Source organism: Rubidibacter lacunae KORDI 51-2 (genome assembly GCF_000473895.1).
Lineage (GTDB): Bacteria > Cyanobacteriota > Cyanobacteriia > Cyanobacteriales > Rubidibacteraceae > Rubidibacter > Rubidibacter lacunae.
This window is the reverse complement of record NZ_ASSJ01000015.1, coordinates 1-13,992: the sequence shown is the minus strand read 5'-3', so window position 1 is coordinate 13,992 and position 13,992 is coordinate 1. Positions and strand designations below refer to the sequence as shown.

The following is a 13,992-nucleotide window of genomic DNA, read 5'->3' as shown; positions in this document are numbered from 1 at the left end:
CCAAAACCACTACCGAGAGGACCGCACGCCATGCGTATTGCTGCAGATATCACCGCCACGGTCGGTCGCACCCCCCTCGTGCGCCTAAATCGCATTCCGGCGGTTGAAGGTTGCGTCGCGCAACTCGTCATCAAGCTTGAAGGGCGAAATCCATCGGCATCGGTGAAAGATCGGATTGGTATTGGCATGATCGAAGCCGCCGAGCGCGAGGGCAAGATTGTCCCTGGCGAAACCGTACTCGTAGAGCCGACCTCGGGCAACACCGGGATTGCGCTGTCAATGGCGGCAGCGGCGAAGGGCTACATGTTGATTCTGACCATGCCGGAAACCATGAGCAGCGAGCGGCGGGCGATGTTGCGGGCTTACGGCGCGCAATTGGAGTTAACTCCCGGAGTGTTGGGGATGGGAGGCTGTATCCAGCGGGCGCAGGAAATCGTCGAGCATACGCCCAACTCCTTCATGCTGCAGCAGTTCAACAATCCGGCGAACCCCGCAATCCATCGCGCGACGACCGCCGAGGAAATTTGGGAAGATACCGACGGACAGGTGGACATCATCGTTGCTGGGGTCGGGACGGGCGGTACGATCTCAGGTGTCGCACAGGCGCTCAAAGCTCGCAAACCGGAGTTCAAGGCGATCGCCGTTGAGCCTGAAGGCAGTCCGGTGCTGTCGGGCGGCGAGCCCGGCCCGCATAAAATTCAAGGGATTGGTGCCGGCTTTGTGCCGCAGGTACTCAGTACCGATCTGCTAGACGAGGTAGTGACGGTGAGCGATGACGACGCGATCGCCTACGGACGTCGCCTGGCCCGCGAGGAAGGTATTCTGTCAGGAATATCAACGGGGGCGGCACTTTGCGCAGCGGTGCGCGTCGGACAGCGCTCGGAAAACGCGGGCAAGTTGATCGTCGCGATCCAGCCAAGCTTTGGCGAGCGCTACTTGAGCACGCCGCTTTTCCAGGAACTCTCGCCGCGCGTCCAGGCTGTAACGGCTTAAAGCGAGTTTGGGACAGTTGCACCGACCCGCGATGCAATCGCGCAAGCTACTGGAAGACTGCTCGCGAACTGCAGCGTTCGACTATCTAGCATCCCTCGGGAGGATTGGGCTAGATTGTGAAAGTCCTCGCAATCGCCAACCTCTCTAGTAATGACGCTTTCTGACCGTTCCGCTTCCCATTACGAGACTCTCGAACTGCGCCCCTCGGCCACGCAGTCTGAGGTCAAACAAGCCTATCGGCGGCTGGCAAAGCGCTATCATCCGGACAGCAACGGCGGAACAGGCGATCGCGACAAGATTTTATCGGTCAATGCTGCATATGCGGTGCTCGGTAACCCGCAACAGCGACGTCGCTACGACGCTCAATTGCTGGGTGCAGCCACACATCCTTCAGCAGCGCTGCGCCAAGAACGCAGCGCTCGCGCCCAGACACACCACCAGCAACAACGCCAGTCGGGTCGCGATGCGGACTCACTTTTACAGGAATGGTTGCAAGCCGTTTACGCACCCGTAAACCGCTCGATTTGCAGCATTCTCAATCCGCTCGAAGTCCAGCTAGATTGCCTCAGCGCAGACCCGTTTGACGATGGGTTGCTGGCAGCTTTTGAAGGCTACCTCACTGACTGCCGCAATCGGTTGGCGGATGCTCGCCGCACTTTATCCTTGCGTCCGAATCCTTCGGAAGCCGCCGCCGCCGCCGCGAACCTCTACTACTGCTTGAACCAAATCGAGGGCGGTATCGACGAACTTGCTTGGTTTCCCTACAACTTCAACGAGCAATATTTGCACGCGGGCAAAGAACTCTTTCGCATCGCGCGATCGCTTCAAGACGATGCCCGAACGCTCCCCCAGGTGGCGCGCTAGGTAATTGGCTGGCCGATTTCCGCCGCTGGCTAAGCTTTTCAAACCGCACCTGTCCGCGTGCTGCAGAATTATTTGCGCAAGGATGGCAACCGCTCGGTTCTCTAAGAAACACGACTGTTAGGAACTCGTACAACATCAATTTGCAACTTTGCACTGCGAGATCTGCAGTCGGTCCGACCGCAGATCTCGCTAATGGGCAATTGTCTGAGTGTCGATTCTAGCTGGCTTTGGAGGGGCTCCGAGCAGTTGGGCTTGAAGGGCGGGGAGCGCCGCGGACTGGTATGGCAGATGAACGTGCAGTCGCACCCTGACAAGGGCAACGTTGCAATAAGCGGTCACGTGCTTGGCAATTGGTATATGGCGCTCTGCCAAAGCCCTCTGGCCGTCTTAAGAGTCATACCGAACGAAAAATAGATGCAAGATAGATAGAGCCCCGAGAATGAAGTCATATTCCGCGAACAATGATTTTCTTCGGGTCGCTTTACCTACCGCTAGCATCCTTATTCACTTTTTTTGGGGTATCACTCGGGTCGAGAGAGTGCCACCCGAGCATTGCAGCACCATTGCCTGAGCTTTCTGCAACGCTTGAGACGAAAGCAGGGCGAGCGCAAATGTCGGCCAGCAGCTGCCGCCAGAAGGGCGAGCGTGCCGACCCCAAAAGAAAAGACGAACGCAAACGCAGACGAGGGCGTCGAGATTGTTAAAAATCATTGCCAAGATAAACGCAATTCCTTCCAGGACTGTTCCTGTTCGAGATACTTGCGTCCGTATCTATGCCCGAGCCAGCAGAAACATGCGCGCCTTGGAGTCCTAAAGCGGCAGACATTCGGCCTGCCAGATACGGGTAGAACCATTAACCATCTGCACGTGGAGGCACCTTTGCTGCAATCTCGAACAGGGTTGCTTAATCTCTCGCCAGTAAAGTTGAGCAGCCAACGTCAGGGATTGCCTACATTGAAAGACATTTGTGCTGGTGGTGCCGATATCGGCATCGAGGACATACTGCTAAATAGGCACTCGATCGAGACGTTCGAATTTTAATGAGTGCAAAAAAATCCCCCTGGAGCGTAAACTACTGCCGTGAATTTTATTCTGAGGAGCTGTATTTTTTTCTGCAACTTAGAACATTTGCGCCAAAATTGATTCGATCTCGCTAAGACGAGTTATAATGGTTCTTAAAAAACACTCCTCTGGCAACTGATACCAACTCTAGGAAGTGTTTCGACAAATGGCAACTCGGGAACTTTTACTCCCGGGGCTCGCTTGCACCATCTGTCGCAGGTATTCTGCAAATTGGTATGACTTCCGATCGCGGCTTTTAGATCGTCAAAAAAACTAACCCTCCCGTGAAAACTGGAAGAGTTAGTTTGTGCAGGTGTGGTCGGCGCTTACGCGGAGCAAGCTACGCTCGTCAGTAGCTAGTTACCGACCAAGATCCTATTTAGTGCTTCACAATTTAGTGCTTTACACCACGGTACATCATGCGCCCGATCGGATGCTGAACGACTGCTTCGAAGTCGTGATAGGTGACCTTGACGCCACGATACTTGCCAGCCTCGGGATGCTCGACGACGTTCAGGTTTACCGGTGCCTTGGTGTACTCGTGTCCGCGATATTTCATGATGCTTGCCTCAATGCGCTTGTGGATTCGATTGGAGGCGCGTTCCTTCAGAGCTGCTTTTAGCCATTGCTGGCTGCGATCGCGCTCCTACTTCCGTCCCTCGGCTAATGCTCGGGAGATGAACGATTTAATCGCTTCTGTATCTATTGTTACGGTTTGCACGGGAAATGTCAAGGTTTTTTTTGTGCATTGCCTCCCTTGATAGCGATCGCTTCCCAGCCGCGTTCCCAGATAACTAGACGGGCTTACGACAAGTTATGCGGGTGCCGGGTTAGCCTGGAAGGCGGACTGTTCGATAGATGTTCTTTCTGGACCCATTGGGCTGAACGATTGGGGCATTGCATGGCTGTCGATCGCTTTTCTGTTCCACTTCCCGTGCACTGGCGCTTAGATGCTTGGACGCTATTCGCATTGGCGATCGCGTTGCTGGTAGCACTGCCGATTTTGTTTGTGGCTGGCAGTCTCTTTACCAATGCGAGCGATATTTGGGAGCACCTTGCCACCACGGTCTTGGGCGAATATTTACGCCACTCCCTTTGGCTGGTCGTGGGCGTCGGTACTGGAACAGCAGTTATCGGCGTTAGCACGGCTTGGTTGGTGACAACCTGCAGGTTTCCAGGATGCCGCTGCTTCGAGTGGGGTTTATTACTGCCATTAGCAGCACCGGCCTATATCTTGGCTTATGCCTACACTGTGATGCTAGATTTCTTCGGTCCCGTACAAACCGGCCTGCGTTCAGTATTCGGTTGGCAGGGCTTCGCCGACTATTGGTTTCCCAACGTGCAGTCGCTATGGGGCGCGATCGCCATGTTGATTTTGGTGCTGTATCCCTACGTATACTTGTTAGCGCGCGTGGCATTTCTGGAGCAGTCGCGCTGCACGGTGGAAGCAAGTCGATCTCTGGGCTACGGTCCCTGGCGCAGTTTCGCGACGGTGGCACTGCCAATGGCACGTCCGGCGATCGCCTCGGGACTGGCGCTGGTGTTGATGGAAACCCTCGGCGATTTCGGGACGGTGGATTATTTCGGTATCACAACCTTCACCACGGGGATTTATCGCACGTGGTTTGGTATGGGAGATCGCGCGGCTGCTTCTCAGCTAGCGTCAGTGCTGATGGGATTCGTCTTAATCCTCTTGGTGCTAGAGCGTTGGTCGCGGCGACAGGCGAGATATTACCAAGCGGGCGGGCCGTCGCCGTCGCCCTTGCAGTATCGGCTAGACGGGCTGCGGGCGATCGGTGCAATGGTGGCATGCGGAGTCCCAATTGCGTTGGGCTTCGGCATACCTGGCTGCTACCTGGTCTACTTAACCTCGAGCAACCTCACCCAGACTCTCAACCGCGACTTTTGGACTGCGGCGTCTCATAGCACAGGCGTGGCGGTGCTGGCAGCCGGTCTTGCATTAGCGATCGCGGTGGTGCTGGCATACGGCCAGCGGTTGCAGGGTACGTGGCTGCTGCGATCGGGCGTGCGGGTAGCGGCGATGGGTTACGCGATTCCTGGAACGGTAATTGCTGTGGGCGTGTTGGTGCCGCTTGGGCAGTTTGATAACGCCTTCGATCGCTGGATGCAAGTAACCTTAGGTATTTCAACGGGGCTGCTCCTGAGCGGAACGATCGCGGCGCTGGTATTTGCCTACCTGGTGCGTTTTTTGGCAGTGGCGCTGGGTGCAGTCGAGTCAAGTCTCGCGCGCGTGCGGCCGAATTTAGACGATGCAGCGCGCGGCTTGGGTCACGGACCGGGCAGCACGCTGGCGCGCGTGCATCTACCGCTCATGTGGGGCGGTCTGTTGACAGCAGTGCTGTTGGTATTCGTGGACACGATGAAAGAATTGCCGGCAACGCTGGTTGTACGCCCGTTTAATTTCGAGACACTTGCAGTACAAGCCTATCGATATGCCTCTGACGAGCGTCTCATTGAAGCGGCAGCACCGGCTCTAGCTGTCGTGTTAGTCGGAACCTTACCGGTGATTTTGTTAAGCGTACAGATTGCACGCGATCGAGAAATGCCACACGACCGAGAAAGTATTTACGGGTAATAGTTGAAACTCTGCAGTGACTAATAGAAAACAGGGTAGAAACAAATCATGAAAGATGGATTTGCTAGGAGGCACCTTGAAAAATAGGGAGTGTTTTCGAGGAACGAGTGCAGAAAGGGATGGCTGGATGCAGAAGTGTTCAAAGTAGAAAAGCTCTCAGGAGCACCTCGAATAATTGCCGGATTGTGGCGTGCCGGCGGCTGAAATACCCCTGCTGCAGTGCCGACCTTCGGTCTTGAACGATTTAATTGGTGTTCTACAGGGAAGAGGCTGGAAGGTGGACTATGAGTATTGTCCGTAGTCGTCGGAGGCGATGGTTTACATCACGACGATCGGGCTGATTGTCAGACGGCTGGCATAATTTGATGCCGCCTTCCAATTTTCAAACAACCTCTGAAGCTCACCCTTCAGTTGACCATGCCGGATCATTTACTTCGGCGATCGCGCGCTGGCTTGCCCGCAGTCTTCAAACGTCAGGTTTCAAGAGGATGTTCGCCGTCGGGCAGCGATGCATTTAGGCGCGAGTGGAAATCTTCTTGCACCTTGCGCGTCAGGCGACGCGATACCTGCCGGACGATCTGACTCAACAGGCGATCGCCCGTGTTCTGAATCAGCTTGCGCGGCAAGCGGTGGATGAATCCTGGGAAGTGAACCGCCACGCCCAAATCGAGGGTCCAATCGACGTGGGTACAGCCTGCATCGGGTGACTGCTGGATTTCCAATGTTGCGCGGTAATCTACGTTGTAGCCCTGCAGGAGGTAGCCAGGAATCGGGACCGTTTGCATCCGGTAGCAGCAACCCTCCGGAGGCATTAGCTCGATGCCAATCTTTGGTTCGACCTCGTAGCCAAAGGCACCAAAGCGACCAATTGTCAGGGCGTACCCGCGATCGCTTAAGGGTTCGGCTGCCATCGGCCGCGCGCAACGCACGAACCAGCCAGCGTGAGCGTTGAGGTAATCTGCAACGCTCTCCACGTCTGCATTCATCGCCATGGTACCCCCACAGTGGTGATGAAAGTGAAAGGGTGCGCGTACGGGTGCAAAGGGAGTGTCGGTTGCAGCCGCAGGAACGTCTTCGCGTTTGTGCTGGACGTAGTTTGATTGCCGTTCGAGCGAAGAAGACTCCATATTACACCTGGTCGGGTCCTTGGTCGGTGTGGGAAGCTGCCGGTGCCACGGAAGCCGCACTGGTGTGCCCCTGGGTACAATTTAGTAACGTTACGGGGCTAAAGAATTGGAACCGCACGTGCCTCCTTGCCCAAGAGAAGAGAAATTGCCCGAGTCTTTTGTGGCGTTGCGTCACAGAGGTCGCATTCGAGCACTTTAGGAGTAACCCATGCATGTTGTAGTCGCCGGAGCGACCGGGGGAACCGGCCGAGAAATCGTTCGCGAGTTGATAGAACGCGGTATTCCCACCCGAGCCTTGGTTCGCGATCGCGACGCTGCCAAACGGATCTTGCCCGCAGCCGTCGAATTGGTTGTTGTCGATGTCCTCGATGCTGCGGGCGTGCGCGAGGCGATCGCCGGCAGCACTGTCTTGCTTTGCGCCACGGGCGCGCGGCCGAGTCTCAACCCTCTGGGACCACTGCAGGTGGACTACTGGGGAACGCGCAATTTGGTCGATGCGGCTAAAGCGTGCGATATCGAGCACTTCGCGATCGTGTCGTCCCTGTGCGTGTCGCAGTTTTTTCACCCCCTCAATCTTTTTTGGTTGGTATTGTTTTGGAAGCGTCAAGCCGAGCAGTATCTCGTCGACAGCGGAGTTTCCTATACGATCGTCCGGCCGGGCGGACTGAAGAACGACGACAACTCGGACCCGTTGGTGATGTCATCTGCAGATTCCCTGTTTGGGGGCAGCATTCCCAGAACTCGCGTCGCGCAAGTGTGCGTAGAAGCTCTATTCCAACCCGCCGCCCGCAACAAAATTGTGGAAATTGTTACCGATGACAAAGCGACTATGCAGGATTGGGCACAGTTGTTTGCGGGCGTTGCATAGTAACCGCAATAATTGTTGTGACGAAAGTGCGATCTCCGCGCACGTGTCTGAACGATCGTGTCAATTATGACCGATTAGCTAGGGAATCACCATGGCCGAGTCGCCCGACGCACGAACAACCGAGCAACGTCCCGGAAAAGAAAAATACGCCCGTCTCCTAGCTGAAGCTAAGGCACCTTATCGTGGGTTTCGTAGATTTTTTTACGCCGCTTTTGCTGTCTCAGGTGCGGTCGGAGCTTTAGTTTTTACCGCCCGTTTGGCAGCGGGAACAGAGGTGCTGCCCACCTTGGGCAACTTGGCACTACAGCTCGGGCTCGTCGCGGCGATGGTGTTTTTGTTTCGCCTCGAAAAGCGCCTCGAACGACGTGCAGACCGGCGCGATGTGGAGCGATCGCGCTAAGCCGTCACCGTCAGCAGCAGTCAGCTGCGGTCAACCGCAGCTCGAGAAGATTGGGACTTACCATCCACGATCGTAACTTGAATGCACTTGCACTATTCCCTAGATGACTGGGTAAAATGCAAAGTGTGGATCGGCGGCGACGTTGGTGACTGCCAATACTGTTTCTTGATCTACATATTGACCCCATGAGGGAATCAGCCCTCTCGTGGCAGTAGACCGGGCATCGTACTCGGAAACTTCAAGCGAGAACGCCGAATCCCATTTGAATCATGAGGTCAGAAGCTGAGGTAAGACGGCGTCGCGGTCGCACTCCACAGCATTTGCATCCCTCCAACTCTAGAGCTGGGGGGATGCTTTGTTGGGTGCTAGCATAGAGCCTATCGTCATTGCCCCCCACATCCACATTGCAACTGCTCCAATGCTCCGGTCTGACCGCCGATTTCCCCGCTAGCATTACGCGTTTCGAGAATGGCTTGACACTAATTCACCAACAGACTGCTGGTACGCCTGTTGCAGTTGCTGATGTGTGGGTGCGAGCAGGGGCTCTCCACGAGCCGCCGAATTGGTCGGGTATGGCACATTTCCTGGAGCACGCCCTGTTTAAAGGCACCCCATCCCTCGAGCCTGGCGAGTTCGACCGCCACATCGAATACTGCGGAGGAATGGCTAACGCCGCAACAAGCTATGACTATGCCCACTACTTTTTAACAGTGGCGACCGATCGCATGCCGCAGGTACTACCGCACCTGGCAGACATTCTTTTGCACGCAACTGTGCCCGATAGCGAGTTCGACCGCGAGCGCGACGTAGTCCTCGAAGAACTACGTGCCTGCCACGACGACCCCGACTGGCTGGGTTTTCAGATGCTGAGTGCAAGCCTCTACGAGCGCCATCCCTACGGGCGTTCGATTTTGGGGACGGAGGCCGAACTGAGATGCTACACGCCGAAGATGCTGCGATGTTTTCACCGCACGCACTACCAACCGGATCGCATGACTGTCGTGCTAGTTGGCAACTTCGATGCCATAGAAGCCGGCAAGTGGGTTGCCAGTAGCTTCGCCGACTTCGAAGCGCCATTATCCTGTCCGCCAGCTAACGTTGCTGCCGAACCGCCAGCTATTGGTATCCGCCGCTCCGAGTTGCGATCGCCTCAGCTGCAGCAAGCGCGATTATTAATGGGTTGGGTCGGTCCGGGTGCCGAATGTTTGGATGATGCGTTCGCGTTAGACGTGCTGTCGGCAGTATTAACGGAAGGGCGATCGGCACGCTGGATGCGCGAGTTACGAGAAGAACGCCAAATCGTAATCGACATCGGCACGTCATTTTCGCTGCAGCGCGACTCAAGCTTGTTCTCGATCGGTGCTGTTCTAGAACCAGAACTGGTTCCCTATGTGGAAAACCTTTTGCGCGACCTTTTGCAGGAACTGCAGGACGTTCCCGTAAACTCAGCCGAACTAAAAAGGGCGCAGCGCCTGCTTTGTAACGACTATGCCTTTTCCACGGAGACCCCCGGGCAGCTTGCCGGGCTCTACGGCTACTACAGCACGATCGCGTCGCCGGAACTTTCGGCAACCTATCCGCAGCGCGTCCAAGGTGTGACTCCCCAGGACTTACAACGCATCGCGCGACAGTATCTTTCCACCGATCGCTATGCCGTTACGGTTATGCTGCCCGAGTAACGCGACGCTTCACTATGCGGTCGGTTGCTCTATTAGTAAACACTCGGAAAGCATAAGCGCGACCCGGATTTTCGGATTGCTCCCTATCCCGTCTAACGGATTGACCGATTCATGACCCAACTCGCCCCTCCTTTAAGGCATGTCCGCCGGACAACCCTCGCAAATGGCATCGAGATCGTTGTCGTTGAAAATCCATCAGCCGATATCATTGCCGGTCGTCTGATGTTTGTAGATGCCGGGACGCGGGCGGAAACACCTGACAAGGCTGGGCTCGCACATCTGCTTGCATCCGTTTTGACTAAGGGAACGGAGCACCGCTCGGCTGCTGAAATTGCCGAGGCAGTGGAGTCAGTTGGTGCCGGTCTCGGGACAGATGCAACGTCCGATTACTTCGGCATCAGCCTGAAGACGGTGTCCGGAGATTTCGTCGAAATCTTTGACCTGGTGGGGGAGCTCGCGCGAGCTCCGTCGTTTCCGGATGCGGAAGTAGCACTCGAACGCTCTTTAGCGCTCCAAAGTCTCCGTGCCCGGCGGGAGCAGCCCTTCGAGGTTGCCTTAGAGCAATTGCGCGGTCGGATGTACGGCAACCACCCTTATGGCCGGTCCAGCTTAGGTATGGAAGATACCTTGGGTCAACTTCAGCGAGAGGATTTACATCGCCATCACGGTAAGTATTTGCGCCCCGATCGCTTAGTAGTGAGCTTGTCCGGTCGCATCAGCATTGAGGAAGCAGCCGATCGCGTGGCGGCGGCGTTTGGTGATTGGTCTGCTCCCGACGAAGCGGTAGCGGCAATTGCACATCCGACTCCGGTCCCTTATCCGCAAAGGGTCCTAACCGAGCAGGATACGCAGCAAGCGATCGTCATGCTCGGTTATTTGACAGCACCGGTTCGCAGTGAAGACTATGCCCCACTCAAGCTGCTGAATTCCTATCTTGGCAACGGGCTATCGAGCCGGCTATTTGTCGAACTGCGTGAAAAGCTCGGTCTAGCTTATGACGTGTCGGCGTTTTATCCCACGCGCGTCGATGACTCACACTTCATTACATATATTGGTACGGCTCCGAGCAATACGGCTGTGGCCCTCGCAGGGCTGCACCGAGAGGTCGAGCGCTTGTGCGCGTTACCGCTTTCAACAGAAGAGCTGCAAGTGGCGAAAAACAAGCTGCTAGGGCAGTACGCTTTGGGCAAGCAAAGCAACTCGCAACTCGCCCAGCTCTTCGGCTGGTACGTAACCCTCGGACTTGGGGTCGAGTTCGATACGGAATTTCAAGCTGCGATCGCGGCTGTGACGCCCGAACAAGCATGCGAGGTAGCTCAACGCTACTTCGAGATCGAGCCGTACCTGTCGCTGGTCGGACCGCACGAAGCGATCGCGTTAGCTTCCAATTAAACAGTCAACTTTCGCGAAATTTGCGGCTGTGAGATACCAGCTGCGGTTTGGAAACCAAAGCCTTCGCGCCCGCCCCTGGCGAACGCCGTCTCAGGACGTGGGAGCATTACCAGTGCTAGGAGCGCGGTCGGAAGACCTTTTTTTGGGGGTCAAAAACCCAGGCAATGCCTTCCGGATCGCGACACTGGCTCCACTCGCTGAAATCCGGTTCGCCCTTGCGTTTGGTAACCGTGCTGGGATGTACGTCTAGGCGTTTGGCCAAATCGGCTTGAATCAGAGCAAGTGTTTTGGCATCCAGGTCAGTGGACGTGGCACTGCTTTCCGATGGCAGGGAGATGGCGGTAGATTGCTCTTGCTGACGGATGCGGAGGGCAGCGCCTAATGATGTGGGCGCGGCAACACTTCCGCCTTCGGTGTCGGGATCGTCAATTTCACAGTCAAATGCGGAGCGCAAGCTTGCTGCTGATGTCGATGCCGGTGCAGTTTCGACCGGCATCTTGTCATCTGCATCTAATTCAACTATGTCGGTTGCATCGGTATCCGTATCGAAGGCGCTGCCAAGGGCGCTTGCCGTCAGGAAATAGTAGGCAGTGCCGAGATCGCTGTCGCGTCGAAGCGCATTGAATTCGGTTGCCTTCCTTGCAAGGAAGCGTTGGGCTGAGTCGCCGGTCAAGTTAGCGCTCAGGGCCAAGTCAGCTGCAGTCATGCGGCCTTCGTTGTCGCGCATGAGCTGCTTGAAAAAGGGATCGACCCGCGCGCTCCATTGTTGCCATTGGTACTGTTGCCACAGTCGCCAGCCGAGGGAGAGCAGGGCAACACCAAGGAGTACTGGCCAGGCAACAAACAAGACAACTAAGGCAATCGCGGCTGGCACGATCAGGAGTAGGACGGTCGAGGCACCATTATCGATAGTTCGTCCGGTCATGGTTCCATTGAAGTGAGAGTTGACGGGCGTGAATCGGGAGCAAGTCTTGTCTTGCAGACAACTTCATCATCATGCAGACAATCTCATCATCGCAAATTTTTGCAAGAACGTTGGCCAACTTGGCAACATGTCGGTCAATTTCCCTCCAAGAGTTTTCGCGATCGCAACTCAGCGGCAACTTTTGGCAACTTGGTGGCAACTTGATGGCAACAGAGCGCGGCGCGATTGCAAGTCCGAACAACTTATCGGCAACTTGGAGCAACTCGACCAGAACTCCGGGAGTGCAGTTGGCAATTCAAGCTGCAAGCTGCGACTCAGTCCTCTCAAAAGCAAACTGCAGGCATTATTTATGACGCGAGCTTGCCGTTTCTTGCAAGCCCAAGCGTTGCAACAGTGCACTTCGGGCAGGCTGCACGAGCGCATCGTCTAGAGGGATTAGGGTGACAGGTTTGCCAGTTTTTTGCTCTAGGGCCGCGCGCAATAACCAATCGGCGATGGCGGGGTTTTTGGGCAGGAGCGGACCGTGAGCGTAGGTAGCAATTGCGCGGCGGTAAAAGGCACCCTCGGTTCCGTCTTTGCCGTTGTTGCCGTTGCCGTAGAGGACTTGCCCGAGAGGTTGCACATCTCCGAGATAGGTACGACCGCCATGGTTTTCAAAGCCGATCGCGAGGGGGGTTGTCCCAGTATCGGTAGCAATTTCGGTTGCCAGTGGTTGGGCAGTCAGTTCGTATACGACGTTGCCGATACAGCGCGCCGCGTCGGGTCCGGGATGTTTGGTGACAAAGTCGAAGATGCCCAATCCAGCAATGCGCTGCCCAAGTGCGGGTTCGTAGTAGTGACCGAGCAGTTGCGGTGAACCGCAGGTAAAGGAACCGGGCACGCCGGCTTCAATCCGATCGGATAGGGTGTCGGCTTTTGCTCCGCGCAGGTCGCGCATGACAATTTCTTGTTGCCGATCTTGAGCGCCGCCGCCGACGAAGAGATCGATTAGCGCAAAGTCATCGGCGCTGGCGTCGAGATCGAGGCGGACTACGCGCACGTCAAAGCCTCGCCATTGAGCACGTCGCTGCAAGCAAATAACGTTGCCGCGATCGCCGTAAGTGCTCATTAATGTTGGATAGAGCCAACCAATGGTAAGGGTTTGAGGATCTGACGCAGACATGGGTGCAGAGAGTTGAACGGTCGACAAATTGAGGATTACGAGTTAACTCTAAGGACTGGTAAGAGCACTGCCAGTTCCGCAGCGATCGTTCAAAAAATACCTGCCTGATGAAGACCTACTTTGGGAATAGCCTTAGCGATATTGCAAGACCGAACGATAGCTATGTAAATGTACGAAGAACTTGCAGGCAAGTTTGACAATTGCCCTTCAGCCCTTATTTTTCGAGCGTGTGCCTCGCTCGCAGCCACAAATAACGTGACTTCACAACCGTTCCCTGGCGTTTTAACCAGACAGACAGACATTCTTTTTCCCGACAGAGCAAAGTTGCCGTCCTTATACTTGGCGATCGTGTCGTTCTCGGCTTTTGAGTGATTGCTACTTATCTCGATGCCGCCTACTCCTGCCGCCCCAAACTCTTCGGCAGCGAAGCTGCCCGCAACCTGGCCCTGTATTATCCCTTGTATGTTGACAGGTAAGGGAATGCTAGTGCTGCTTGGATTTAGAGCGCGATCGCGTTGGAGTTAATAAGTATTTCCTATGGGCAGCCCTCGGCACTGAATATTCTAGCTGCGGAGGGATTGACGGAGAATCAACTGCAATTTATGCAGGCGAAGTTGGGGCTGGAGCTGCCATTGTCAACGGTGAGTTGGGTCCTGTCCGGGGTGGCGTGCCGGGGAGAATTCCTAGAGCATTGGCGACGAACGCCAATTGGAATACTACTGATGTGGCGAGGGTAGTCGAAGCTCCACAAATCGAGGGCAGGCGACTCACTCAGCAGACTTAGCAAGAAATGTCAGGTATATTTCGGACTGCCCGAATCAGCATGCCAACAAACCATCAATCATTGTGCATGCATCATGCTGCTCGAGTAGCAGGTGCGGGCAGATATCCTTAGTTGCAGGGCGTTGGCACTCCCCTGCCCTC

11 protein-coding genes, 1 other RNA gene and 1 riboswitch are annotated in these 13,992 nt (G+C 55.6%); of the genes, 8 read left to right on the top strand and 4 right to left on the bottom strand.

The annotated features are described in order from the left end of the window. Positions 1 to 30: 30 nt before the first annotated feature. Together cysK and KR51_RS03040 are read left to right on the top strand one after the other, a co-directional pair. Positions 31 to 993, top strand: coding sequence for a cysteine synthase A (gene cysK, locus KR51_RS03045; protein WP_022604733.1), 963 nt, complete (start codon positions 31 to 33; stop codon positions 991 to 993). Between the two features lie 150 nt (positions 994 to 1,143). Then, entirely contained in the window at positions 1,144 to 1,857 is a 714-nt protein-coding gene (locus KR51_RS03040; RefSeq protein WP_022604732.1) for a J domain-containing protein, read from the top strand. Between the two features lie 1,456 nt (positions 1,858 to 3,313). Here KR51_RS03040 and KR51_RS17965 read toward each other — a convergent pair. Continuing rightward, positions 3,314 to 3,478, bottom strand: a complete 165-nt coding sequence (locus KR51_RS17965; RefSeq protein ID WP_022604726.1) for a DUF4278 domain-containing protein — start codon at positions 3,476 to 3,478, stop codon at positions 3,314 to 3,316. A gap of 36 nt (positions 3,479 to 3,514) precedes the next feature. Continuing rightward, positions 3,515 to 3,605: riboswitch (Glutamine riboswitch) on the bottom strand. Between the two features lie 248 nt (positions 3,606 to 3,853). On the opposite strand from KR51_RS17965, the gene KR51_RS03025 reads away from it, so the two are divergent. Next, positions 3,854 to 5,515, top strand: a complete 1,662-nt coding sequence (locus KR51_RS03025; RefSeq protein WP_232214511.1) for an ABC transporter permease — start codon at positions 3,854 to 3,856, stop codon at positions 5,513 to 5,515. Between the two features lie 473 nt (positions 5,516 to 5,988). On the opposite strand, the gene KR51_RS03020 is transcribed toward KR51_RS03025, so the two are convergent. Beyond that, positions 5,989 to 6,642, bottom strand: a complete 654-nt coding sequence (locus KR51_RS03020) for a DUF1997 domain-containing protein (protein WP_022604722.1) — start codon at positions 6,640 to 6,642, stop codon at positions 5,989 to 5,991. Between the two features lie 208 nt (positions 6,643 to 6,850). Here KR51_RS03020 and KR51_RS03015 point away from each other — a divergent pair, with 208 nt between their 5' ends. The 5 genes from KR51_RS03015 (at position 6,851) to KR51_RS03000 (ending at position 10,981) form a co-directional block, all read left to right on the top strand. After that, on the top strand, positions 6,851 to 7,510 hold the full coding sequence (locus KR51_RS03015; RefSeq protein ID WP_022604720.1) for an NAD(P)H-binding protein: 660 nt from the start codon (positions 6,851 to 6,853) through the stop codon (positions 7,508 to 7,510). Between the two features lie 91 nt (positions 7,511 to 7,601). Continuing rightward, the gene (locus KR51_RS03010) at positions 7,602 to 7,910 is read left to right on the top strand and encodes a DUF3493 domain-containing protein (protein WP_022604718.1); all 309 of its coding nucleotides are present in this window, start codon (positions 7,602 to 7,604) and stop codon (positions 7,908 to 7,910) included. A gap of 128 nt (positions 7,911 to 8,038) precedes the next feature. Further along, a non-coding RNA gene (ssrS, locus tag KR51_RS17960) (6S RNA) lies at positions 8,039 to 8,221 on the top strand. A gap of 93 nt (positions 8,222 to 8,314) precedes the next feature. Next, complete coding sequence (locus tag KR51_RS03005; protein ID WP_040654995.1) at positions 8,315 to 9,589, top strand: M16 family metallopeptidase; 1,275 nt, start codon at positions 8,315 to 8,317, stop codon at positions 9,587 to 9,589. 111 nt (positions 9,590 to 9,700) lie between these two features. Beyond that, complete coding sequence (locus KR51_RS03000; protein WP_022604714.1) at positions 9,701 to 10,981, top strand: M16 family metallopeptidase; 1,281 nt, start codon at positions 9,701 to 9,703, stop codon at positions 10,979 to 10,981. Positions 10,982 to 11,096: 115 nt separating this feature from the next. Here KR51_RS03000 and KR51_RS02995 read toward each other — a convergent pair whose 3' ends face one another. After that, on the bottom strand, positions 11,097 to 11,906 hold the full coding sequence (locus tag KR51_RS02995) for a hypothetical protein (protein WP_022604711.1): 810 nt from the start codon (positions 11,904 to 11,906) through the stop codon (positions 11,097 to 11,099). Positions 11,907 to 12,249: 343 nt separating this feature from the next. Beyond that, positions 12,250 to 13,068, bottom strand: a complete 819-nt coding sequence (locus KR51_RS02985; protein WP_022604708.1) for a type 1 glutamine amidotransferase — start codon at positions 13,066 to 13,068, stop codon at positions 12,250 to 12,252. Between the last annotated feature and the right edge of the window lie 924 nt (positions 13,069 to 13,992).